20 protein-coding genes are annotated in these 23,140 nt (G+C 58.2%); 16 read left to right on the forward strand and 4 right to left on the reverse strand.

All coding sequences use genetic code 11. From position 1 onward, the window contains the following. Positions 1-95 precede the first annotated feature (95 nt). The 9 genes from NMD1_RS11760 to NMD1_RS11800 all read left to right on the forward strand — a co-directional run bounded on the left by NMD1_RS11760 (position 96) and on the right by NMD1_RS11800 (position 7,395). Positions 96-449, forward strand: coding sequence for a DUF3768 domain-containing protein (locus tag NMD1_RS11760; RefSeq protein WP_125954898.1), 354 nt, complete (start codon positions 96-98; stop codon positions 447-449). 184 nt (positions 450-633) lie between these two features. Beyond that, on the forward strand, positions 634-1,926 hold the full coding sequence (locus NMD1_RS11765; RefSeq protein WP_125954899.1) for a hypothetical protein: 1,293 nt from the start codon (positions 634-636) through the stop codon (positions 1,924-1,926). A 21-nt stretch (positions 1,927-1,947) separates the two neighbouring features. Then, complete coding sequence (locus NMD1_RS11770; protein WP_125954900.1) at positions 1,948-2,439, forward strand: hypothetical protein; 492 nt, start codon at positions 1,948-1,950, stop codon at positions 2,437-2,439. A 79-nt stretch (positions 2,440-2,518) separates the two neighbouring features. Next, positions 2,519-2,911 carry a hypothetical protein gene (locus NMD1_RS11775; RefSeq protein ID WP_125954901.1) on the forward strand — a complete coding sequence of 131 codons (393 nt, stop codon included), beginning with the start codon at positions 2,519-2,521 and terminating at the stop codon, positions 2,909-2,911. A gap of 128 nt (positions 2,912-3,039) precedes the next feature. Next, on the forward strand, positions 3,040-3,939 hold the full coding sequence (locus NMD1_RS11780; protein WP_125954902.1) for a hypothetical protein: 900 nt from the start codon (positions 3,040-3,042) through the stop codon (positions 3,937-3,939). Between the two features lie 122 nt (positions 3,940-4,061). Continuing rightward, positions 4,062-4,241, forward strand: a complete 180-nt coding sequence (locus NMD1_RS11785) for a helix-turn-helix domain-containing protein (RefSeq protein WP_125954903.1) — start codon at positions 4,062-4,064, stop codon at positions 4,239-4,241. Continuing rightward, positions 4,241-5,134 (forward strand): hypothetical protein, encoded by an 894-nt coding sequence (locus NMD1_RS11790; protein WP_125954904.1) that lies wholly within the window; start codon positions 4,241-4,243, stop codon positions 5,132-5,134. The genes NMD1_RS11785 and NMD1_RS11790 overlap by 1 nt, the downstream gene beginning before the upstream one ends. 283 nt (positions 5,135-5,417) lie before the next feature. Next, entirely contained in the window at positions 5,418-6,968 is a 1,551-nt protein-coding gene (locus NMD1_RS11795) for a DUF927 domain-containing protein (RefSeq protein ID WP_158453948.1), read from the forward strand. 163 nt (positions 6,969-7,131) lie between these two features. After that, complete coding sequence (locus NMD1_RS11800) at positions 7,132-7,395, forward strand: GlsB/YeaQ/YmgE family stress response membrane protein (RefSeq protein ID WP_125954906.1); 264 nt, start codon at positions 7,132-7,134, stop codon at positions 7,393-7,395. An 83-nt stretch (positions 7,396-7,478) separates the two neighbouring features. Here NMD1_RS11800 and NMD1_RS21370 read toward each other — a convergent pair whose 3' ends face one another. The 3 genes from NMD1_RS21370 to NMD1_RS11815 all read right to left on the reverse strand — a co-directional run bounded on the left by NMD1_RS21370 (position 7,479) and on the right by NMD1_RS11815 (position 10,462). Beyond that, positions 7,479-7,733, reverse strand: a complete 255-nt coding sequence (locus tag NMD1_RS21370) for a hypothetical protein (protein ID WP_199558115.1) — start codon at positions 7,731-7,733, stop codon at positions 7,479-7,481. A 424-nt stretch (positions 7,734-8,157) separates the two neighbouring features. Further along, positions 8,158-9,204, reverse strand: coding sequence for a hypothetical protein (locus tag NMD1_RS11810; RefSeq protein WP_125954907.1), 1,047 nt, complete (start codon positions 9,202-9,204; stop codon positions 8,158-8,160). Between the two features lie 28 nt (positions 9,205-9,232). After that, entirely contained in the window at positions 9,233-10,462 is a 1,230-nt protein-coding gene (locus NMD1_RS11815) for a hypothetical protein (protein WP_125954908.1), read from the reverse strand. Between the two features lie 232 nt (positions 10,463-10,694). On the opposite strand from NMD1_RS11815, the gene NMD1_RS11820 reads away from it, so the two are divergent. The 5 genes from NMD1_RS11820 to NMD1_RS11840 all read left to right on the forward strand — a co-directional run bounded on the left by NMD1_RS11820 (position 10,695) and on the right by NMD1_RS11840 (position 18,917). Further along, on the forward strand, positions 10,695-11,270 hold the full coding sequence (locus tag NMD1_RS11820; protein ID WP_125954909.1) for a recombinase family protein: 576 nt from the start codon (positions 10,695-10,697) through the stop codon (positions 11,268-11,270). Positions 11,271-11,626: 356 nt separating this feature from the next. Continuing rightward, the gene (locus NMD1_RS11825) at positions 11,627-13,150 is read left to right on the forward strand and encodes an ATP-binding protein (protein WP_233497568.1); all 1,524 of its coding nucleotides are present in this window, start codon (positions 11,627-11,629) and stop codon (positions 13,148-13,150) included. Continuing rightward, positions 13,143-15,893, forward strand: coding sequence for a Z1 domain-containing protein (locus NMD1_RS11830; RefSeq protein ID WP_125954910.1), 2,751 nt, complete (start codon positions 13,143-13,145; stop codon positions 15,891-15,893). Before NMD1_RS11825 ends, NMD1_RS11830 begins: the two co-directional genes overlap by 8 nt. Beyond that, a complete protein-coding gene (locus tag NMD1_RS11835) occupies positions 15,883-16,863 on the forward strand; it encodes a PD-(D/E)XK motif protein (RefSeq protein ID WP_125954911.1) in 981 nt (326 codons plus the stop codon). Before NMD1_RS11830 ends, NMD1_RS11835 begins: the two co-directional genes overlap by 11 nt. After that, a complete protein-coding gene (locus NMD1_RS11840) occupies positions 16,851-18,917 on the forward strand; it encodes an AIPR family protein (protein ID WP_125954912.1) in 2,067 nt (688 codons plus the stop codon). The genes NMD1_RS11835 and NMD1_RS11840 overlap by 13 nt, the downstream gene beginning before the upstream one ends. Positions 18,918-18,939: 22 nt before the next feature. Here NMD1_RS11840 and NMD1_RS11845 read toward each other — a convergent pair whose 3' ends face one another. Beyond that, positions 18,940-20,463: a DNA cytosine methyltransferase gene (locus NMD1_RS11845; protein WP_125954913.1), complete on the reverse strand. Its 1,524-nt coding sequence runs from the start codon at positions 20,461-20,463 to the stop codon at positions 18,940-18,942. Positions 20,464-20,528: 65 nt separating this feature from the next. Here NMD1_RS11845 and NMD1_RS11850 point away from each other — a divergent pair, with 65 nt between their 5' ends. Both NMD1_RS11850 and NMD1_RS11855 read left to right on the forward strand, forming a co-directional pair. Beyond that, a complete protein-coding gene (locus NMD1_RS11850; protein ID WP_125954914.1) occupies positions 20,529-20,951 on the forward strand; it encodes a very short patch repair endonuclease in 423 nt (140 codons plus the stop codon). Between the two features lie 159 nt (positions 20,952-21,110). Further along, positions 21,111-22,763, forward strand: coding sequence for a hypothetical protein (locus NMD1_RS11855; RefSeq protein WP_125954915.1), 1,653 nt, complete (start codon positions 21,111-21,113; stop codon positions 22,761-22,763). Positions 22,764-23,140: the final 377 nt, after the last annotated feature.

The raw sequence follows: 23,140 nt of genomic DNA on the forward strand, positions 1-23,140 counted from the left end.
ATAGCGGGCCGCGCGGCAGGACCGGTCTTCTTCATCGAGGCTCGTCCCGCCGCGCGGCGTCTCCCCATCGTTATTTGCCAAGAGGGATATCGATCATGGCTGGCCATGAGGATGTGACGCGCGATCCGAGGACGCGCAGGATACGGGAACTGAACGACCGGCTGCGCAAGACCGGGATTGGCGGGAAGTATGTCCTGACCCGGGCGGTGACGGTGCGGGCGGCCGGGGAATTGCCCGAGCTGCTGCGCCTGATCCGCGCCTTTGACGATTTCAGGGCGGGCAACGACCCGTGGGGTGAACATGACTTCGGCGAGGTCGCGCTCAACGGGGAGCGCTTCTTCTGGAAGATAGACGCCTATGACATCAATCTCGAATTCGGCTCGCCCGATCCGGCCGACGAGGCGGTAACGCAACGGGTTCTCACCGTCATGACCGCGATGGACTTGTGACCATGGGCCGGCACCATCTTGAAGACCAACGCAGTCTTGAACCATCGCGGCCTTCCCCGCATAGCAAAATTAACTGCGATCAGAACAGGGAGGCACGTGTGCAGCAGGGGTATCGTTCACGATCCAGTTCATTCGCCATCAGGCCTGACCGCCCCCACGCCGACGATCACGGTGGAGGCCTGTCATGGTGCTGATCCGCGCCTATGGCCACAACGCAGCCGTCGATCTGTTCGAGCATCATCTGGTGATCACGCGTCGACGCGGCAGCATGCTCTTCGATGCGGCCGCGTCGGAACAGTTCATTCCGCTCTCGAGCATCAAGTCGGTGGAATTTCATCCGGCCGGCTTGGTGGCGCGGGGACGGATGATCCTCACGCTTGCCGGCAACCCGTCTCGACATCCGGGTACCGAATCCGACGTCAACACCGTGTTCTTCGCCAAGGGGCAGGCGGACCAGTTCAAGCAGATCGTCCATGCCATCCGCGATGCCATCGCCACACCTTCGCTCGAGCAACTGGCCATGGCGGCGCAGCGCAACCGGGGACAGGATCGCGTATCGCAGGCACACCCTGCGCAGCGTTCCGGATCGGAGCCGACGCGCAACACGCTCCAGCGGATCGACGACCCTCCGTCTTCCCATGGCGGCGGATACGGCAACGCCGGTTCTTCCGGCCCTTATGACTACCACGGGCACGCTCCCCGACAGCACATCCCGCCGCATGACCCCATCGCCAGCCTTCCCACCGGAGGATGGTGGCGGGACATGCCTCTGGCGGGCAAGATCATCCTGATCACGGTTATCCTGATCACGGTGATCACGACCTGCTCGTACAACGAGGGGGCCACGTCCGATACGGGTGAGCAAGCCTCTTCGACCGCCACCGATGAAGCTGGCGCTCCCGCTGCATACCGCGCCTGTCAACGCGAAGATGTGCAAGATGTCGTGGGCAAGGAAACCCGCAACATTATGCTGAAGGCCAATGCCGATGGCGTGATCATGGCTGCGCTCCTTGGCGTCGACATGGTCAAGCCCTTGGCGGACGCCAACGTGTCGTTCCACGACGTTGGCCTTTACAGCGATCCGGCGTCACCCCCGCCCATCACCCAGATTACCTGCGGCGCCAGCTTCCAGATCGATGCCAGTTCCACGCAGTCCGGTCAGGACATCGTGACGATCCCGAACTTGCGCTGGAACATCAACTTTACCCCGCCAACGCAGGACCCTGAAACGGGTGGGTTCACCATCGAAGTGGACAAGGCCAGCATATACGACGGCATCCTCATCAATGGGCATCCACCCGCAGCGAACAACAAAGACGAGACCGCAACCGCGCCTGCTGGACGCCCCAACGCTGAGCAGGCGGCTCCATTGGATGATGCCGCAGCGGAAGCCGCAGAAGCCGCCTCTGACGAAACGCCCAAGCGCAGGCAGGCACCTCCCACCGAGGACGACCTCTATGCGCCGCACAGCAATTGACCGGCGCTGGAGGACCTGCCGATGCTCCTGACCACCTTGGCCGTTCTCGCCGCAGGGCTACAGCCGGCCAGCGCCAGCGCCATCAGTCCCGCCAAGGCCGCCGACCTTTGTCTCGACAGCCGCATGCGCAAGGTGGCAGCCGATCTGGTCGGGGCGTGGTCGCAGAACTATCCCTTCGCCCGCGTCATCATCGGCAGCGATGGGCAGTATGGCGATGTGGGCGCATCCCGTCCCGCCGTGACGGGGGCAAACTTTGTCGTGTGCGCGGCGTCCTACAACCTGATCAAGGTCGGCCGCGATGGCCGGGCCTACAGCGTCACCATGGATCGCTTCTACTTCCGCATCACCGGCACGGGCGAAGGCTATCAGGTCAGCCTCGAGGATCTCCCGGACTCGCTCGAGGGCACCGGCATGACCAGCCGGGAATTGATTGGGCGCTTCAAGATCAATGGCAGGCCCTACGCTGATATCCTGGCGGAGAACCAGCGGCGCATCGAGGGCAAAAGTCAGTGATGCCGGGCAACGGGTGTGATGCCAACGCGCACAGTTGCGCTCTTGTCCCCCATGGCGCGCGAACGAAGGAGAAAGAGCGATGCCTTATGCTATCCTTGCCTTGTTGATCGGAAGCATCGCCAGCATACAAATGGATAGTCCGGACACCGCACGATTGACCCTAATCTTGGCCATACCTCTGCTACTGGCCCGATGGGCGCGCGAAGGTCTCCTAGGACCGGACTTGCACGCCATGGTCACAAGCCCCCCGGCATGGAAGATTTTGGCTGTTGCCGTTTTCATCATCGCCATCGAAGTGCTCGTGGATGGCCTTGCCTTGCCCCCGATGGTATCGCGCCACGTGCGTTCGGTGATGGGGCCGGTCAGTTGCGGCATCATCATTCTGGCTGGCGAGGTCGCGTACCATCGATACCGGCAACGAAACATTGCGTCAGGCAAAGCTCAAAGCAACGGCGACACCTGGGAGATGTGAGGGGAGCTTTTGTGTCAATGCCTCGTCCCCTTCCAGGCAGTGCAACTATGGATTACTGCAAAGGCTCGATAGATCAAAGCTCTCCGAAATCCATCGATCCTTGACCGGGTTGCTGTGAAATCGCCAATATGCCCCGGTTGCTGATCCATGGAGCATTTATGAATGACGGATGGGAGGACGAAGAAGAAGAGGGGGAGGATGAACCCAGGCAGTGGTTGTCGATGCAGGATGCAGTGGACTTGTTGGCCGCAGCGAATTCGCTCTCCCGTGCGGCGGCAAAAGACAGCATTTTGGATTTGCTTTCCGATGGGAGATTGAAGCTCCGTTGCCAGAGGAGCTTTAATCCACCGGATGTGAATAACATTGTTTGGCGCCCACCCTCAAAGTGGGTTCTGGTCCCTCGATCATATACTGAAAAAGAAAAGACCGCGTTTGCAAAGTCCTCGCGCGAACGGAGATCTCAACAAATACCTCCGATTGAGAAGCGATTCCAGCCAAGGTCCCTTCCAGCGGATTATTGGCAAAAACGCGACGGTTGGAACATCGAGGCATCCAAGATAGATTGGGTATCCAGCTCGGTTGTGGGCGTGAAGTCGGTTCAAGCTGGTGGAAATCCATCTGCAAACACATCGTCGAACGGCGTGATTTGTCGAGCGGCCAATGGCGTGGAGATCATGCGCGATCTGGCTATCTTTCCTCTCACGCCGTCCGAGCAAATGCAGGCGCACGCGCCAAAACCCAAAGGCAGCAACGCCGAGAAGGCTCCAAGATCACCGGGCGAACGAGGCCGGAGCGGGCCAAGGCCAAAGGCTTACAATTTTGCGCCAATTCTTCTTGAATTGGAGTCAAAAATACAAAGCAATGAAATGTATGAATTTGGAAGATTGGAAGATGTCGGGGTTCAGGCAGTTATAGAGCGATATATATCTGAAAAATTTGATTCTGATAACTCACCCAGTGAAAGTACAATTCGCAGAAATGCCGTTAAAATTATGAGGATTTGGCGTGAATACTCAAAAGGGAGATGAACCTTTTGAACCTCCATGAACCTCTGTGAACCTAATGATCCGACCCAAGCGGGCGAATCGACCATAACTCCTTCACCGACGAGCCTCCTTCGAGGCCCGCAAAGGTGAAAGGAAGTACGTAAATGACGGATATGCAACCCATTTTGGTTGATACCAAGACCGCCTGCAGGCTGCTGGGCATAAAAAAGACTCTGCTTTTTCAATACCTTAAATCGGGGGATTTGGAAAGACATAAGATCGGCCGCAAGACCCTTATTCCCCTGAAAAATATCCAGCGCTTCGCCGAGCGGGGGCAGGTCTGATGTCGCGGCGCAACATTGGCGATGCCGACTGGCCGGCAGACGAGTTCCGCGTTGACCGGGCAGTCGATGGCAAGTGGAGCAGCTTCGAAACGGAACGGGCTAGCAAGGCCGAAGACAAGCTCCGGGCGAGACTCATCCGCAAGGCAGTCGCGAGGCATCTTGACACGCTGGATACGGAGGCAGCCTTGGCGCTGGCATACCGTCTCGAGCAGGCGGGGAACGGAGGAGAAGCTCCTGATACTCTGGCCTCGAGCGTCCACATGCGCAATCTCCGGCAGCGGGTGTGCAGCGAGTTCTGGAGACTGGTGGAGGGGCTAGACCCGGCCCGGATCAACAAGTTCACAGTCATCCCGGCCACATGGGAGATCAGGGGTGGCGAACTGTGGAAGGCTGATCCGAGGCGGCTTCTCGGGACGCTGCGGAGCGTACTCTATTCGAGGTGCCGAGCAACCGACGCGTTGGGATGGATCATCGCGGTCATCCATGGCGAGCACGACCCCATCGAGGATGTGTATCGGCTGCACGTACACGGGCTTGCCTACGGCGACATGGTGGACGTGATCGATCGTCTCCGGGAGGTTCCGAACTTTCGGACAGAGGAACTCTTGGGCACGCACAAGGCTGTGTACCGACGAGTCCGCATGACGCGGAAACCCCTGACCAATCTCCCTGCGCCCGTTACGTACCTGGTCCAAGGTTTTTGGCCCGCAAAGGCGCTATTCATCTCGAGCGAGGGAAAGCGCAAGCGGGGCAGGACCAAACGGCGGATCGCTGATCCCCGGCATAGCGAGGTTCTCCTCTGGCTCGATCGCTGGGGAATAGACGACCTGACGCTGATGGTCGGTTTGCGCATGACCAAAACAGGTCTGAAGCAGACCAAGCTGGTCAGTTAAACGAATTCATCGAAGTAGGTCTAATAATGCCGTTCGCTGAGGTCTGTTGTGGGCCTTGGGAGGGGGGATCTGTGTTTGTATTGTGTGCAACACTGCACCCCCTCCTACCATCTGTATGTCACTTGAGTTTCCGCAACGTCCAGCCGTTTTGGCTTGGCTGGTGATTATTTACGTAATCTACGAAATTTTTGGAGGACTTATGTCAAGTAAGCGTGCAACTCTCACTGGTGGCGCCGCCACTCCTGTCGTTCGCGGCTTCACCGATACCCGAGCACGAAAGTGGGTGGAGATCACTGACAAGGACGTCAGCGTGCTCGTCGAACTCAGGGACTTTGCCGGCGATCGCATGTCCATATGGCGGAATCTGGCCGATCGTGGGGTCTTCCTCATCGCGAAGTACGCCAAGAACAGCGTCTCCGAGCAGGTTGAGAACTTGGAGGACTTCCCGGAACGCCTGATCTTCTCTGGACCGGGCTGGTGTGGCGGTCAATTCGCCAACGCCTCAGGGCAAGTGTTCGCCCCGCCCAAGGTTCCGCGAGGTGCAATCGCGTTTACACCCAAGCTCTCGAAGTGCGCCAAGGAGGGCACCGCAAACGGGTGGAAAGAGAAAGTTGCTGCTCCGCTCGTCGGCCACCCCATTCCCGCGTTCGCCGTCATGGCCTGCTTCGCCGCGCCGATGCTGGAGATTGTAGGCCGAACCGACAACTTCGGCTTCGAGTTGTGCGGCGCAGGCGGCAAGGGCAAGAGCACTACGCAGCGTCTGATGGCGTCGGTCGTAGGCCCGGCGATGGAAAAGAATCGGAGCTACATAGCCACCTTCAACATGACTCCGGCGGCGCTCGAGCAATCGATGGAGTGGCACTCCGACATGCCGTTTATCATCGATGAGGCCAATCTGTTCGGATCGTCGACACGCGGTCGAGCAGGCCAGGGAGCGATGCGGGATTTCAGCTTCCAGATGGCATCCGGCAGCACAAAAGGACGTTATGGTATGCCGGATCAGGAAGGCTATCGCTTCATCTTCGTGACTTCAGCCAACGAGCCGTTTCACGAGTTGCTGGATGATGAGCACCATAGCACCGCCGATGCCGCGACCGACCGGCTCATGTCGATCACGGTCCCCGAGGGCGACGCGGGCGTCTTCGGGCCTTTGCCGCCCGGCTATGCGACGTACAGGGAGTTCACGTTGGCGTTGGAAAAGGCCATGGCGGAAGAGCACGGCTCTGCCATGCCCAAGTTCCTGCGCGCGCTCGTTCGCGCCCGGTACGAGGATGAGGCCAAGCTCCGCGCCCAAATCCAGAAACACATCGCCACGTTCAAGCGGCGCGTCGGCGTCAGCGACAACAATGGTTCGGACGCGCGCGTCGCGGAAGCGTTCGGGCTGGTCTATGCGGCGGGCAGCTTTGCCCAGTTTCACAGCGTCCTGCCCAGCGCCTTCGATTGCCTTGGCGCGGCCGAGCATTGTTACGCCAACTTCCGCAGCACGGTGCCCGTTCGGCAATCGCTGCCCGAACGACTGTTGGCCATCGCCGATAGGCCCGAGACCATCACGATTGATCCGCGCAATCTTCCGACCTGGAGCAAGGAGGAGATGGAAAGGGCAGGTGCATTCATTCGCCCGGTCAAGGGCAAGCCGATCCTGTTGATGACGCCCACATTTGGCGGCCAGATGTTTCCCGACTGGGATGCGCTCAAGGGCACTGCCGAATTCCGCAGCTTGAACAAGGCCGACAAGGACGGCCGGGGGCGAGGATATCACTGCCAAATCCGCGCGAATTCCAAGGGCGATTGGTTCTACGCCTTCGAGCTGCCCGATAGAGGCACGACGGCATAGGGGCTGCTTTTCATCTGCACGGGCGCATCAGCGCTGATGCGCCCGTGCACATGCGCCGAAGATCAACTCCATTCCGGCGGAATGGCCCGTAGCGCCGCATGCGCGACGGTGTCATCTTCTGTGGCGGGGACGAAGACAAACCATTGAGAAGGATACCGTCGCCATGCATTTCATAATCGCGCTCATTATTGGTGGCTTCATCGGTTGGATCGCCGGCATGGTGATGCGAACCGAGGGGGGATATATCTGGAATATCCTCGTGGGTTGTGTGGGCTCGATCGTTGGCCGTCTTTTGTTCGGCTCACTTTCGGGACATGCCCACTTGACCAGCAACCCGTTCGATCCAATGACCATCGTCGTCGCCTTTCTCGGCGCGGTGGTGCTGCTGGCAATCTACAATCTTGTGAAACGCGGTAGCGTCCGCTGATTGACGGGACAACGAAAGGGGGCCGCCCTGGCGTCTGGGAGCGGCTCCCTTCTATCTACTTTGGCAATATCAGGCCGACAGGGTCAGCACTTTTTGAAGCGGCCGGTCTTGGCGTCGCGACAGGGTGCGCGACGCGGGGAAGCTGCCGCATGGGTTGCCGCAGCGGCCGGTGCGGCAGCGGCATGGCTTGCGGCGGCACTCGGGTGCGCGGCCGGAGCAGTGGCGGCAGGCGGGCACTTGATAAACTTGCCCTTGGCGTCCTTGCAGGGCGCGGCATGCGCTGCGACGGGCAGAGCCAGTGCGGCAACGAACATAGCAGCCGTGAACTTGAGCTTCATGACGATCCTCCAGTGCAAAATGCCCGAGGATGCTGCACCCACGAGAGTGGTCGCGTGGTGTCGTGCGAATTACGATCCCGTAATGCAGAAGTTCACGCCGCCAAGTCGGAGCGTCAGAAATCGCCGCAGGTTTACCTTGCATGCGTGATGGCGGATCGACGCGCGGTGGGACAATCCAACCAGTCGCCACTGCTACTGGGAATGTCCGAACCTACTGAAACCGGTAATTCGTTGCTCTGCGAGAGGTCGCTTTGCTTAGTCAGGCTTAGGGGAGTATCCGGAAGGGCAGGCTTCAAAGCGCTCTTTTGGATAGCTGCCGCGAGAAGTTGCAGAATGCCGTGGCAGTGTCCTCGAGTTGCCCCCAATGAGTTAAAAGACGCCAACCCCTCGAGTTTGCCATCACGAAGATTGTTTCCATCCACTCCTAATTGACTTGTAACTCGTGGAAGACGTCGCCACAGGCGCCGTAGATCTCGTCAAGGCAGTCAACGAGTGCGCGAACCTGGGCATCCCATGTATCGTCATCCTTGGCCAAAGTGGGCAAGCGTGGCCTGAAATGAACCAACTCATTTCGCGTACTGTAAACCAGTTTAGCGGATGCCGCATGCAAATCGTTGGGTGGCGAAGTCGCGCACATTGCGGCGTGGAGCGCCTTCAACGTCGATGATGAACACTCCCGGAGAATGGCTGCTAATGCTTCTTCCTCACGCGGCCGCCATGCCAGCTCTTTCTCAAGTAAAATCGCCAAGTCTCGAAGAGGTATATTTGTAGGAAAGGAGGAGGATAGTCTTTTTAGACGGGAAAGTGGATACATATTTTCAATGCATCTATAGACCTCCAAATAAAAAGATTGCCAAGAGAAGGATAGCATACCTTGCAAAATCAAGGCGTACGGAAGATGCTTATTTCCTGTTTCAAATATGCGCGCTAAGCTATTTCGAGTTTCCTTGGAAATAGGTAATGCGCCATGTTCATACGTATGGGCTAAGTAACTTCCCACCGACCTAACTATATCCTCTGTGAAAGAAAAATTATTATCCGCCCGGAAGCATAAAATATCCGGAAAAAGATTAGATATTTCTTCAAGATCATGGCCATTATAACCGGCTACACCATTGTACCTTCCCTCCAACGCATCTCTGATTGTGGCGGCGCTTGCGACAGGATCTAAGTCGAGCTCTAACACTGCTAGGGCAAAGAGGCCGGGTGTTAAGTCACATAGCTCGAAGCCATCTACCACCGCAATCGACAGCCGAAAGCCTGCCATCAAATAATATCGAGATTCGTCAAGCGAAACCATCAGAGTGCGGCTATGCCGACCTAGGACGAGAGACTGCGATTCAGCCTTGGCCATCACGGCGATGTCGGCATCGTCACGCTTCTTAATCCATCGCCCCTTGTCAGGCGCGTCGATTGGCGTACCAGCCTGCTCAGCAGACGCCATTAGTCTGCCAAAAAGAGCTTGGCTCATCTTAATCCTATTCCGCGTGGCCATGCGTTTATGATCGCCAGCAGGTTTCCAAACTTGGCACTTCAAAGTTTTCTTCGATGAGAACCTTGAAGGCGCTCTCGAAGAATGAACGCTCCCAACGACCAACTGCCGAGGTTGGCCTCTTGCTTGCTTTCTCCGCCAGAGTGTCCAAAGATAGAAAAGATCCCAGATTATCAGCTGATAAGTTATCCAATTTTTCTCTGAGGCGGGCAAATGAAGATGACAACTTTGTCAAGCGATCGTCACTTTCCTGTTCAGTTTTGTCCATCCCGATGCGGCCTAGGACATAAATTGCGCATGCCACAATGAAGCCAATACGAGACGGTTGGGTATCAAATATGTTTCGACCTCGCGCATATTCTCGCCGGTTCTTTGATTTATCAGCATCACCGTTATCCAAAATGATTTCTGGCGCCGGATCGAACCGTGAAAACGCCAGATCAAGATCAACCATTATCTGGATGACAGGATAAAAATATTTGTCATACTTTTTAGACATTAATGCTTCCGCCATATCAAGGCGGGAAAACTCATCGGCCAAACTCTCCTGAGTGTCCACTTCAGTCCGGCGCAGGCCAAATGCTATATACGCTTCAATCAAACTGTCGGCGCTAAATTCTCCACCCTTCCACCGCCGTTCCTTTTCGCCGAGAAAACGACCAAATTTAATATTTTCAGAAAGACCTTTCACAAGAGGCTCGTAGACGACCTGCAATTGCTGCTTAAGGTTCCATGGAACCTGTCCGGTATTCAAGATTAGCATCCGGTAAATCAAACTGTCGGTGCTCTGAGCAGCCCAAAGCTCAACTCGCATGCAGCGGCTCTTAGTTGCTTCATTTAGGGCAACAGCCTCACGGAGGGCGGTTGTGCGCTGCATCCCATCGATGATCGCCAAACTATCACCTTGCTTGGTAGCAAGCTGCTCCAGCGCATCCCGCCAGCTGGTTTCTTCCAAGGCTTCCAGCAATTCCTGACCCGGTACAACGCCTATGACAACAGGAGGCAAAATGGCACCACGATTGATATCGTCGACCATTCGCGCACGAATTCTCCGACCGGATGCTGTTTTAAGAGCCTCCCGCTGATGGCTAAGGCCACCGCGCTGCTGGTAGGCGGTCTCAATCAAGTCAAGATAGCGCCCGACTGTGGTCTCCGTCATTACCGACCAGCAATTCACTCGGCTGTCGAAGAGCTTGCTAACGTTGGACGGTGATGCTTCTTCAGAATCCAGAACCATTCTCTACCTTTCGGACCAGGTCGCTGCTCTTCTAATCAGCCTTTTTTATCAATGTCGAGGAGATGTCGCCGATCCCTCTCGAGGCACGCGTTGGGCGCCACGCATCGACGAACCGTCCCTGTATTGAAAACGAGCATTTTCAATACAGGGAAGTGAGCTGTTTCGAAAAATAGCTTGCTCCTAATTTCGATACAATACATAATTCGTGACATATTTTCAATACAGGTGTGTCATGTCGCGCGTATTTGCATATTGCCGTGTCAGCACGGTTGAACAAACCCACGAAAACCAGGTTCTCGAAATTCAGGCTGCGGGTTTCCAACTCGAACCGAGGCACATCGTCGCTGAGACGGTTTCAGGCTCGACGCCAGCAATGGAGCGGGAGGGCTTTCGCAAGCTGATGGACCGGCTCGACTGGGATGACGTTCTTGTCGTCACCAAGCTCGACCGTCTGGGGCGCAATGCGATGGATGTTCGCGCCACGGTCGAGAAGCTCGCTGAAATGCGTGTCCGGGTTCACTGCTTGGCATTGGGCGGTGTGGACCTGACCAGCCCCGCCGGCAAAATGACCATGGCGGTGATCGCAGCCGTCGCGGAGTTTGAACGCGACCTCTTGGTCGAGCGAACCCAAGCGGGCTTGTCGCGCGCGAAGGCGCAAGGGAAGAAACTGGGTCGTCCTAGCGCTCTGACGGTTGAGCAGCAGCAGGCCGTCCGCCGGCGGCGCAAAGAGGGGGCGTCGCTTGGTGAACTCGCGAAGGAGTTCGGGGTTAGCCGGTCCGCAATTCAGCGTGTTGAACGGGCGCAATGAGCTGCGCCAGATGTGCGAGCAGTTCGACAGATGCGCTCTGGGTCATGAATTGGCCCAAGCTACTCGGCATTTAACCGGTCAGAGCTTGGTTCGCGATAATCTTGATTGCGGAAACGTACCTATTCGGGTTTGCTACGCCTTACGGTGCCCGAAACCCTGCAGCATCCAGGCTCGCCCGTAATTCGCGAAGTGAATGACAGTTTTTGGCGCCTTGGTGCACAAGGCTGAAGTTCCTGATTCGAGGAAAATTTAGAGAAGCATTTGTGCGCGCTTACCTTTCACCAATTACGGGGCGGACGGGGGTTGTTGATCAGAGTTCCTGATGATGCCATCAGTGGAACTCGCAAGTTCCAGCGATGATCACGATAGAAAAGCCTTCGATGAAACCCTGTGAGGACGAAGCCACCGCCGACGCGACACCGCATGCCTCGTCGCTCATTCAGAGCCTGCGAGATATTGGCTATTCCTGCGAAACGGCTCTGGCGGACGTTATCGACAACTCTATCACGGCCGGTGCGCGCAGGATAGAAATACTGTCCCAAGTAGATGGCGGTGATCCGGCCCTGGCCGTTCTCGACGACGGCATGGGAATGACCCTTGCCGAGCTGATCGAGGCCATGCGTCCAGGCAGCAGAAATCCCCTTGCCGAAAGGGCCGGACACGATCTGGGGCGCTTCGGGCTGGGGCTAAAGAGTGCGAGCTTCTCGCAGTGCAAGCGACTCACCGTCGCTTCCCGCAGGGATGGCGTGTTCGTTGGCGCGACCTGGGATCTGGACGAGGTTGCCGCCACCAACAGGTGGGAGGTGCGCCTCCACTCCGAACCCGGCTCGATTCCGTGGGCCGACCGGCTTGGCAAAAACGGCACCCTCGTTGTCTGGCGCTCGCTCGACCGCCTGTCCGGCGGCCTCGATAACCAGCCACGCAAGCGCGCCGAGTATCTGAACCGGGCGATCGCGAGCGCGGAGCGGCACATCCGGCTCGTCTTTCACCGTTTCATGATGGAGGACCGGCCGGGTTTGGCCATCTCGCTGAATGGCCGCGATCTGGAACCCATCGATCCATTCGGCACCCGGTTTCCATCCCATCAGGAAGACCGGCCAGACCGGCTGGAACTTGGCAATGGAGTCGTGGAATTCCAGTGTTTCACGCTGCCTCATCACAAATCCATATCCAGGGCCGACTGGGAAGACCTCGGTGGACCGGAGGGGCACCTTAGGACCCAGGGTTTTTATGTTTATCGTGGCCGCCGCCTGATCATCGCGGGAAGCTGGTTGGGCCTCGCCCGTCAGACCGAGTTGACCAAGCTGTGCCGTATCCGGGTCGACATCCCCAACACCATGGACGCCGACTGGAAGATCGACGTCAAGAAGGCGTCCGCCCAGCTTCCTCCAGCCGTGCGAGAAAGGATGCGCCTGCTGGTCGAACGCCTGACCCAGACATCAAAACGGACTTACCGGGGACGCGGGCAGAAGCTCGTCAACACCGAGTACATGCCCGTCTGGCAGCGGGTGCAGAAGGACGGGGCCATTGTCTACAGTCCGGACCCCACGCACCCGGTGTTTGCCGATTTCTCGGCCCGGCTTCCGGCGGAACTGCAGGCGGACTTCGCGAGCCTGATAGGGCTGATCGGATCGACGGTGCCTATCGCGGCGCTTCATTCCGACTTCGCCGGTTGCCCGGAGGAAATCGTGGCCGACCAGGCTGATGCGGAGGCCATTCGGCAAATGGCCGAGGCCATGGTGCCAAGGCTGGTCGCGCAGGGGACGGATCGTGATCGCATCCCGGATATCCTCCGGCAGGTCGAGCCCTTCCAGTCGGCATGGGCCGTCGCGCAGCCACTGATTGACGAGATTATTGAACGGGAGACGGGACATGTCTGACGCCCTCGACAAGCTTGATGGTGTGGTCTCCCAGCTTGTGGCGGGCCAGGAGCGCCCGACCGAGGACAGCATTCGCGAGACGATAGCGCTCATGCGGGTGTCACCCATGTTCGCCGATGTTACCGATGAACAGGCGGAACTTCTCGCGCGCCAGGTCGAGGAGCGTGTGGGGATCAGCATGGGAATCGGCGCGGTTGTGAGCGACGCCGAATGGGTCCCATGGTTGAACGATGCGAAGGCGGCAGGGCGGATCGATCCTTACTACTGGAACCGGTACCGCAGCCTGCTGCAGAAGAAGCGTCTCCCGCGGGACGTGATCGCGTCCACAGACGAGGTGACAAACCGGATCCTCGACCGCATGGGCAATCCCCACGATACCAATCCGTGGGATCGGAAGGGCATGGTCGTTGGCCATGTCCAGAGCGGGAAGACAGCCAACTACACCGGCCTTGTCTGCAAGGCCGCCGATGCCGGGTACAGGCTGATCGTTGTCATCGCGGGCATTCACAACAACCTGCGCAACCAGACTCAGGCACGCATCGACGAGGGCTTTGTCGGGCGCGACACCGGCCGCCTCGAGAAACGCGATACCCGTGACAAGCCGAAGATCATCGGTGTCGGGACCTTCGATGACCGGCGGGTTCCTGTCAGCCTGACCACGACCCTCAAGGACTTCAACAAGGCCACCGCGACGACCAACACCAGCCAGATCGCGTCCTACAAGGAACCTGTGGTGCTGGTGATCAAGAAGAACTCCCGGACGCTTGCTAACCTTGTCGACTGGCTGCGGGAACATAGCGTGGGGCGCTATTCCGAGATGGTCGATCAGCCGATGCTCCTGATAGATGACGAGGCCGACAACGCCTCCATCAACATAAAATACGGCAAGGAGGAGGTCTCGCGAATCAACGGCCAGATCCGTGATTTGCTCGGGCTGTTCCGGCGCAGCTGTTACGTTGGTTACACCGCCACGCCGTTCGCCAACATCTTTATCGACCCCGATTCAAAGGATGAGATGGACAAGCAGGACCTGTTTCCGCGCCATTTCATTATCGGGCTCGATGCGCCCAGCAACTACTTCGGAGCCCGCAAGGTCTTTCTCGACGGTGTGCCCGATGGGGAGGACGAGAGCCCGCTTCATCTGCGCTATATTGCCGACAACGGCGACCTGCTGCCCGTGAAGCATCCAATCGGCCATCCGGTGACCGAGCTTCCGGACAGCATGGTCGATGCGCTCAGGGCATTCCTCGTCGCCCGCGCCATACGCAACCTCAGGGGGCAGAAGGCGCAGCACGCCTCCATGCTGGTGAACGCCTCCCGGTTCACGGGCATTCAGAATATGCTGAGAAACCGGCTGATCGAGCAGTTGAGGACGATCGAGGACGCCGTTCGCGTGGACGGTGCCAGGCCGGATGCCGATCGCAACCCGGTAATCGCGGCACTGCGGGATTGCTGGGCCATGGAATATGCCGAGGCCTGGCCCGACTGGAGCGCCGTCCGCGAAGCCCTTTTGCCGGTGTTGGCGTCCGCGACAGTGATCTCCGTTAACAAGGATTCGCCGGGCAGTCTTGATTACGACACGACTGGCGAGAACGGGCTTACCGTTGTCGCTGTTGGCGGCTTTTCACTCTCCCGGGGCCTAACCCTCGAAGGGCTGACGGTATCCTACTTCCTGCGCAACTCGATGATGTACGATACGCTGATGCAGATGGGCCGGTGGTTCGGATACCGCGCCGACTACGAGGATCTTTGCCGGGTCTGGATGCCGGAGGAAGCCGCCTCTTGGTACGCCCACATCGCGGAGGCGACCGAGGAGCTTCAGCTCGAGCTGAAACGCATGGAACAGGCCAATGCCACCCCGATGCAGTTCGGCCTGGCGGTCAGGAGCCACCCAAGCGCCCTGATGGTGACGGCCCGGAACAAGATGGGCTCCGGCGTCAAGCATGTTCTGGTCGGTCTCTCGAACAGCTTTGTGGAAACCACGCGGCTGGGATTGGCCAACATTGCCCACAACCGGCAGGCGCGGGATCGCCTTTTTACTGCACTGAGGGATGCGGGCTTGGACGAGGAACGCGCGATCCCCGTTCCTGGCGGCAAGCTCTTGCGCGAGGTTCCATTCGACATTGTCGACGGTTTCCTGCGCGATTTCCAGAATCATCCCGACTCGCCGCTCAGCGCAGTCGAGCCCATCCGCCAGTACATGGGAGACCGGCGAGTGGATGAGTTGGGGAAATGGGATATTCTGATCACATCCCTCAAACCCTCGACGGAAAAACCGGTCGAGAATATTTGCGGATGGAACTTGGTTCCGATCCGCCGCTCCATTGGTGCCGACGATCTTCCTAGGGGCATCCTTTCCGTAAGTGGTCCCAGTTCGCGCGTGGCTTCACGCGGCATGGAAATGGCCGGACTCACCGACGAGCAAATAGCTCTCGCGAAGAAGGATTTTCTGGGAGGGCAACCGGAGCCTTCCGGCAAGGCGCCGAATTACCCTGACAATATTTTCCGGGCGCAGCGGGGAAGCCCACTTCTGTTGCTCTACAATATCCGGATTAAGGACGACAAGGTGGCGGAACCCAACAAAGCCCTGCTGCCTGGGGAACCTGTCGTCGGCTGGGGCATCAGTTTTCCTGTGTCCTCGCGGCCGGACCAGAAGGTCGAATACATTTTGAACACGACCAAGCTTCGCGAGCTTTTCGGCGACGACGATAATGACGAGGACGGGGGCGACGATGGCGAGTGACAATCCCTGGCACGGCCTGACACCCGGCGGGATCGATGCGCGACGTGTTGATCCGTCCGGGCGTCAGGACTTCTTTTGGGTGGTTTCGGGGAATGCCGAGGCGGGCCTGCTGCTGCGGCTGGCCGATGACACCGCCGAGGTGCGACCATTGCCAAGGATGCGCAATCTGGATCTCGGATATCGCGAAGTCGCGGGAAAGCCGTCGCTCGTGCTCCTGCTCCGGGATGCTGAACAGAAGGAGCTCTTTGCCAGTCTGTGTCATGACATCGTTCGCGCCGGGGAGGCAGCTACGGGTAATGGGGACGCCTTGCAGCGGGCGATCCGGAGGACAATGCGCTGGCACCATCTTCTGCGCGGCGGCAGGCTTGGGCAACTTTCGCTGGAGGAACAGCGAGGATTAATGGGCGAGTTGCGCTTTCTTGGCCACCTGGTCAATCTGATTGGCCCGAGGGCGGCAATCGAGGCATGGAAAGGGCCCTCAGGCTCGTCCAAGGATTTCGAGCTCGAGGGCTGCCTAGTCGAGGTGAAGGCGCGGCGCGGGGCGTCGAAACCCCATGTGCAGATTTCTTCCGAGGATCAACTCGCTGACGTACCCGGATGCCGCCTCTTCCTGCTTGTCAGTCCAGTCGATGCTGTTGTGAAGCCACAGGGGCAGACCCTGACAGACCATGTCAGGGAGCTCGACCGCCTATTCTCCGTTGCGGAGCCGGAGGCATACGACCTTTGGGAAGAGGCAATCGCCGGGACTGGCTTCGATTTCGGTGATGACTATTCTGAACGGCGCTGGGTAATCGGGGAAAGCCAGTTCCACGAGGTGATGGAAGGCTTTCCACGCGTGACGCCTCCGGTGCCAGCGGGGGTGAGTGGCATCAGGTACAGTATCGGGCTTGATGCGTGCGCCCCATATGTTGTCGAGGCGGATGTTGTGGATGAGCTGATTGGTCGGGAGGCCGGCTCATGGACGAACTGACTGAATTTCATCGCGAGTTCATCGCCGACATCCAGGGTGGAGCAGACGCGGAGGGCATGATCACCGCTGACGCCTTCATGGAAAAAGTGATCGATATCCTCGACGAGGCCGGCGAGGCCAGCTCACTCGCGCAAGGCTATTTCAGCGGCGAATTCTCGGGAAAGAAGGTTCAGGTGGATGCCTATGGATGGGATCCCGGGGACGACGAGGGCGTGCTCAGCCTTGTCATCTGCGACTTTGTGCTGTCCGAGGAGCCGCAATCCATCGATGCGGCAGGAATTAAGCGCCAGTTGCGCCGCCTCGCGGATTTCGTGATCGCGGCTAACAAGCGGGATTTCAGGGAGCGTCTCGAGCAGACAAGCAACGGATTTGTTGTGGCGGACTTGGTCGCGCGGGCATGGAAGCATGTCAGCAAGATCAAGCTTATCCTAGTGACAAACAGGATCAATAAGGCGCGCACAGACGCGCAGCCTATTGGTTCGTTCGGAGATATTCCGGTCACCTCGAATGTCTGGGATCTCTCACGTCTTCAACGGTTCGTTTCCTCTGGGCAGACGCGTGAGGACTTGGTGATCGACTTTGCCGAGGACTTCGGGGAACCCATCCCTGTGTTGAAGGCCTCGTTCGAGGGGGCGCCGCTGGACAGCTATTTGGCTGTTGTGCCTGGTGACCAGCTTGCAGCGATCTATGACAAGTGGGGGGCTCGACTGCTCGAGGCCAACGTCCGGACGTTTCTTCAGGCGAGAGGCAAGGTCAACCACGGCATCCGGGACACTATCCGCAATGAGCCTGAGATGTTCTTTTCCTATAACAATGGCCTATCGGCCACGGCCGACAGCGTCGAGATCGCGGACCTTGGAGAGGGCCTGCTGCTCATGTCGGCAGCGAATTTCCAGATTGTGAATGGCGGTCAGACAACGGCCTCGATCCATGCCGCGAGAAAGAGTGCGCCCGACAGGCTCAAGGACGTTTTCGTCCAGATGAAGCTGACTGTGGTTCCGCCGGGAAGTCCCGAGGAAATTGTGCCCAGCATCTCGAAATTCGCAAACAGCCAGAACAAGGTCAACGCGGCCGACTTTTTCGCCAATCATCCCTTCCATATCCGCATGCAAGAGTTCTCGCGCCGAGTGCTGTCGCCGGCGGGGGATAGCAGCTATCGCGAAACAAAGTGGTTCTATGAAAGAGCCCGGGGGCAGTACGCCGACGAGAGGTCCCGCCGCACCCCGTCGGAGCGGAAAAAGTTCGAGGCGGAATTCCCCAAGGACCAGTTCTTCACGAAGGTCGACCTCGCCAAGTTCGAGAACTCGTACCGTTGCAAGCCTCATGTCGTGAGCCTTGGAGCGGAAAAGAACTTTGCCGATTTCGCCAGGCTGATTGGAGCTGAGTGGGGAAAGGATGGCGAAACCTTTGATGAGGTCTGGTTCCGGCGCCTCGTTGCGAAGGCGATCATCTTCCGGAACCTTGAACGACTAGTTCCCGCTCAGCCATGGTACGTGAAAGGCTATCGCGCCAATATCGTCACCTATGCTTTCGCGAAGGTTGTGCACGACGCTGAACAACTAAAGAGGGTTGTGGATCTCGATCAGGTCTGGCGTCTGCAGCGCGTGCCGGTTTTGCTGGAGCGGGCTTTTATCTCGGCTGCGGAAGTGGCCAACGAGGTCATCGCCAACCCCCACGCCGGCATGCGCAACATTAGCGAGTGGGCGAAGAAGCAGGGCTGCTGGGCGGAGTTGGCGAAACGCAAGGTTTGGTATGAACCGGAGTTCGCCGACACCCTCATCGATCCGGAGGAAGCCAGGGCGAACAAGCGTGAGGAACGAAAGGAGCGTCAGGCCAGAAGTGGCGTGGCGGCCCAGCGGGAGGTGGTTCTACAGGGTGCCGAATACTGGCGGCAGGTTCTCGCATTCGGCGAATCGATCGGCAAGCTGGATGCCAGGGAAAGCGGAATTCTGAAGGCTTGCACCTTCATGCCTACGCGAATCCCGACTGAACGGCAGAGCCAGGCCGCCTTGGCGATCGTTGAAAAGCTCGAACAGTTCTATCCGGTGGAATAAGGTGACCATTGCCCAGCCCGAATCAGGCCCGGGACAGGAGATCGGACAAAAGCTCGGCAATTTGCTTGGCAAGTAGTGGCGGGACCGCATTGCCGACTTGTACATACTGCTGTGTCCGGTTGCCCTCGAAAAAATAGTTGTCGGGGAATGTCTGCAACCTCGCGGCTTCGCGGACAGTCAGGCTACGGCATTGCATTGGATCGGGATGGATGAAGTAATGCCCGTCCTTTGAGATGTGGCTGGTTACGGTGGTTGACGGGGCATCCCAGGTCTGAACCCTGAACCGGTCGGCGAACTTGCCACTTTCCCAGTTGCGGTGATCGGGAGCGAGGCCCGGGGGAAATTCCTGCGCCTTGGGTGACCGGCCGAAAACTTCCGCGAACGTTGCTGCGAAAGCGTATCGCGCAAGGTCTCCAGCCATGTGGCCACGGCTCTCGTGATTGGGCAGTGCGCCGACTCTTGCATCTACTAGCCAGTCGGCAAGACGGTTGTCGCGGATTGGCCCGGGGCTAGTGCTTGTTCTGGGTGGCATCGTGTCCACCCCCGGCATGCTATCCGCATGTGACCTCAACCGTCGCGCAACATCCTTGAGGTCTGTTGCATGAGCATCGCACGCGGTCGCCGCTTCACGAAATGCGCTCATTGCTGCCGTGCGCCAGCCTTCCGGCGTATCAGCCGTTCGGCTCAGGCCGCTCCGTAGCCTTGGCATGCCCTCCAGCACATCCCTGACCGTCACCTTCACAGGACTGGCGAGGAGGGGCTGAAGCGCCCCGGTTGGCAAGCCACGGCGGATAAGGACATCAGTCCGAATGCCCAGCAGTATGACCCGGTGCCGGGCCTGGGGGATGCCAAATTCCTCGGCGCGCACAATGTGCCCGTACATACCCCCGCGCGTATCGGCGACGAGGGGCAGGATATGGTAGTTGTCGACCTTCCCGCCAGCGGACCTCAGATCGGCCATGATCCGGGCGATCATGCCGACCCCATTTACCTTTGCCGAAAGCATGCCCTTCACATTCTCCATCACGAACGCAACGGGTTGAAGCTGTTCAAGAATGTGGATGTATTCGCGGTATAGGAAATGGCGGTGATCGGAAGCCGCGTCGTAATTGGCGATCCCCCGGTTTCTCGCCCGGCCGACGAGCGAATAGGCTTGGCAGGGCGGTCCACCGATCAAGACGGTCCTGTCTCCGGCGTTTTCGCGTATTTTCCGGAGAGCCGGACCAAGCCATTCCCGCGCGCTGTCACTGCCAAGTTCCAGCATGGTGGTCTCGCGGACAGCGGCCTCCCACTCGGCGGGATGCAGGTCCATCAGCCGCTCTCGCGAAATCCGTCCAGAGATGTAGTCGTAGTAGCTGATCGGCAACTCGGAGAACTGACGGGTGAACGCGCGCAGCCGCAATGTGGCAAAAGCCGAAGGTTCCTTTTCCACCGAGAGGGCTATGTCGAAAATGCGCTCGCCACCCGCGTCACGCAGTGAAGAAAAGCCCTCCGCAAGGCCGCCTGGACCTGCGAAAATATCAACTGTCTTGAAATTCGAGCTCATCGATCGACTTATTCCTGTTTGCATGCCTATTACCAGGTCGGTACCAGGTGGCCAGGAAAATTGAAGTGGCCGATATTGTGGATACCGAAACCCGCTCCCGGATGATGTCCGGGATCAGGGGCAAGAACACAAAGCCGGAAATGACCGTCCGGCGCGCGCTCCATGCCATGGGCTATCGGTATCGGCTTCACGCCCGCGAACTGCCTGGAAAGCCCGACATTGTCTTTCGCCGCCGGCGGCTCGCTATTTTCGTTCACGGCTGTTTCTGGCACCGGCACCCGGATCCCTCTTGCAAACTCGCGCGGATGCCGAAGAGCCGCGTCGAGTTCTGGGAGCCTAAACTTGAGGGCAACCGCGCGAGGGACGGGGCCAATGTGGCGGCACTCGAGGCGATGGGATGGAAAGTCTTGCTTGTATGGGAATGCCAGCTGGGCAACATGGAATCATTGCGAAAGGCGCTGCTGAGGTTCCTTGAGGGAAGGGGCTGAGGGCGATCAACTGATCGCAAGTTCTGACGGACTTGGTCTGCGCTAGGGCGGGGCCTGCCCTCAACCTGCAAGATCGCAGGAACATATCGTTTCTGGATTGCTGTTGGTAGTGGACTGCGGCAATTTGGGCGAACTGCCTTAAATCCATCTGGGGGTTTTGTGACCGATCAGGCTGCAAACGAATGCTCGTGTGACCTTTATGACGTTCTCGACCATGCCAACAACGACGAGCTTGCGCCAATCGTCAATCTTCTGATCGACTCGCCTTTTAGTTATCTCAAGCATGCGCGCGCCTATCTGCGCTACAGCCCTGACCATGGGCGCTATCGAGACCAAATCGCCGACGATATCTATCGCCTCGGTTTTTGGCTGTCCGCAGGCTTAACCACCCCATCGGGGAGCATGGATCGTGAAAAGCACAGTTATGCTGATCTGCTCGCCATAGCATGCAAGCAGATCGGCATTCCCGTCGCTGGTCTCGATGTCGCCCAGCGCGAAGCGATGCTCGTTAATGTATTTGCCAGGCAACACCTTTTGACTGCGGAGCCCGCAGACCGCGCCGCGCTGGTTAGCGAGGCCGCAAAGGCGGCTGGAAAAGCGGCGTCTGGGGTAATGAGCACCAATGCATGGCTGCCGTTCGTCTCGGCGTTGGTCGAGATCAGCTACCTGCGTGGAATCATGACAGCAGATGGTCGGCTGGTGGACGCGGTCGGCACGGCTGAGGCTACCGTGCCGGCTCGACGGGTTGAGTACGGTAATGCGGTCAGCATTGTCGGCGATGATGGGCAGCATGCATTTTCGCTCGCGACAGTTCCGCAGGATCATGCCGAGGGTTGGAGTTTCATCGTGCCTGATGGCCGGACTATCAGCAAGCTGACACCCTTCATTCAGGCTTTGCAGCCCTTTTTCAACGCCGAACAGATGCTTGCGGGAAAGCACATCTATAGTTCCGAAGTGGCGCTTTCTTGGAGCGACAAGGTCGGCGGCTTTGTTGGGGTGGCCAAGGGGAACAAGGGTATGGCAGACCTACAACAGGTCGCTGCCATTGGCATTTCTGGCCCAGCGATTTTGCTGACTGCAGCCACTGCCATTGCCCAACAACAGCAGATGCAGCGCATTGAAGAAGGGCTCGACGAAATCAAAGCGATGCTTGCCGAAGTTTCGCGCTTTCAGCAAGACGAGCGCCATTCGATCTTGACGGGTGCGATCCGCTATTTCCGGCAAATAGCACGGGCAGTATTGTCTGGCGAACTTGCTCCCGAAGTGCTGCACTCCATCGAGAATCATGAGGCCGAGTTGATCAAGATACACGATCATCTCGTGAAGGATCTGCGTGCAGCAACGGAAGCATTGCGAGCGATCAAGAAGGATACTTTTGGGTCGAGCAAATACGTCAAGGCGCTCCAAGAAGCCCAGGCGACTGTCATGAGCCGGTACGACGAAATCTTGCTCTGTCTGCGTGCGCGGGCATGTGGCTTTCAGTTGATGTCTGCCTATCCTGGGCGTGAAACCGGCAAGCAGGCGCGTTTCGATGCCATCGCCGAGGATTTTCGTCCGTTTCTGCCGGATGGCGAGGCCACGGCAACAATCGATCGGGTGCTGCGTGAAAAACTACAGGCGATCTCATCCTACGAGAGCAAGATGGCGCTGCTGGCCAGTGAAAACACTTTGTTCGATAATATTGTCAGAGGCGATCGCGCGATCATGGCGGCGATGAAGCCGGCGCTGTCGATTGAGGCCCAGAGCAGCGATGCAGTCGTGATCGACTTTCAAATCGAGGCAGGCGAGGTTGTCGGGGTCCGGATGGGTTGAACGGTTCATCTTGATGCGCTGAAGTTCGTATCGAATTTTATGGCTCCAATTATGGCAATCTCGGAAAGTTATAAATTATCATTTTAATTCAAGTGTTATTATGTCCCTCCCGCTCCGCCAAATTATATTCATTTTCTTTGATTGATTTCGGATTGGGCCGCCGGTTCCCATAACCGCTCCCCGATGGGCGCTGCGCTCGAGGCGAACGCCAGCGGCTGGATTCGCTCCATCGGCGCACACCTCAACATTTCTCAACGTGAGCGGGGCAAGCGTCCAGTGTGCTAATCGGGCAGCCATGCCGCTGCCAGCCGTGGAAGCTGGAAACTCATACACACCGAACGCGACAAGTCGCGGCTCGAAATGGCTGGCTTGTGCGG

Source organism: Novosphingobium sp. MD-1 (assembly GCF_001014975.1).
In the GTDB taxonomy this organism is placed as follows: Bacteria; Pseudomonadota; Alphaproteobacteria; order Sphingomonadales; family Sphingomonadaceae; genus Novosphingobium.

Bases quoted from the DNA above. Each gene is read 5' to 3' on its own strand.
- NMD1_RS11760 (WP_125954898.1), top strand. From the start codon at position 96: ATGGCTGGCCATGAGGATGTGACGCGCGATCCGAGGACGCGCAGGATA.
- NMD1_RS11765 (WP_125954899.1), top strand. From the start codon at position 634: ATGGTGCTGATCCGCGCCTATGGCCACAACGCAGCCGTCGATCTGTTC.
- NMD1_RS11770 (WP_125954900.1), top strand. From the start codon at position 1,948: ATGCTCCTGACCACCTTGGCCGTTCTCGCCGCAGGGCTACAGCCGGCC.
- NMD1_RS11775 (WP_125954901.1), top strand. From the start codon at position 2,519: ATGCCTTATGCTATCCTTGCCTTGTTGATCGGAAGCATCGCCAGCATA.
- NMD1_RS11780 (WP_125954902.1), top strand. From the start codon at position 3,040: ATGCCCCGGTTGCTGATCCATGGAGCATTTATGAATGACGGATGGGAG.
- NMD1_RS11785 (WP_125954903.1), top strand. From the start codon at position 4,062: ATGACGGATATGCAACCCATTTTGGTTGATACCAAGACCGCCTGCAGG.
- NMD1_RS11790 (WP_125954904.1), top strand. From the start codon at position 4,241: ATGTCGCGGCGCAACATTGGCGATGCCGACTGGCCGGCAGACGAGTTC.
- NMD1_RS11800 (WP_125954906.1), top strand. From the start codon at position 7,132: ATGCATTTCATAATCGCGCTCATTATTGGTGGCTTCATCGGTTGGATC.
- NMD1_RS21370 (WP_199558115.1), bottom strand. From the start codon at position 7,733: ATGAAGCTCAAGTTCACGGCTGCTATGTTCGTTGCCGCACTGGCTCTG.
- NMD1_RS11810 (WP_125954907.1), bottom strand. From the start codon at position 9,204: ATGAGCCAAGCTCTTTTTGGCAGACTAATGGCGTCTGCTGAGCAGGCT.
- NMD1_RS11815 (WP_125954908.1), bottom strand. From the start codon at position 10,462: ATGGTTCTGGATTCTGAAGAAGCATCACCGTCCAACGTTAGCAAGCTC.
- NMD1_RS11820 (WP_125954909.1), top strand. From the start codon at position 10,695: ATGTCGCGCGTATTTGCATATTGCCGTGTCAGCACGGTTGAACAAACC.
- NMD1_RS11825 (WP_233497568.1), top strand. From the start codon at position 11,627: ATGATCACGATAGAAAAGCCTTCGATGAAACCCTGTGAGGACGAAGCC.
- NMD1_RS11830 (WP_125954910.1), top strand. From the start codon at position 13,143: ATGTCTGACGCCCTCGACAAGCTTGATGGTGTGGTCTCCCAGCTTGTG.
- NMD1_RS11835 (WP_125954911.1), top strand. From the start codon at position 15,883: ATGGCGAGTGACAATCCCTGGCACGGCCTGACACCCGGCGGGATCGAT.
- NMD1_RS11840 (WP_125954912.1), top strand. From the start codon at position 16,851: ATGGACGAACTGACTGAATTTCATCGCGAGTTCATCGCCGACATCCAG.
- NMD1_RS11845 (WP_125954913.1), bottom strand. From the start codon at position 20,463: ATGAGCTCGAATTTCAAGACAGTTGATATTTTCGCAGGTCCAGGCGGC.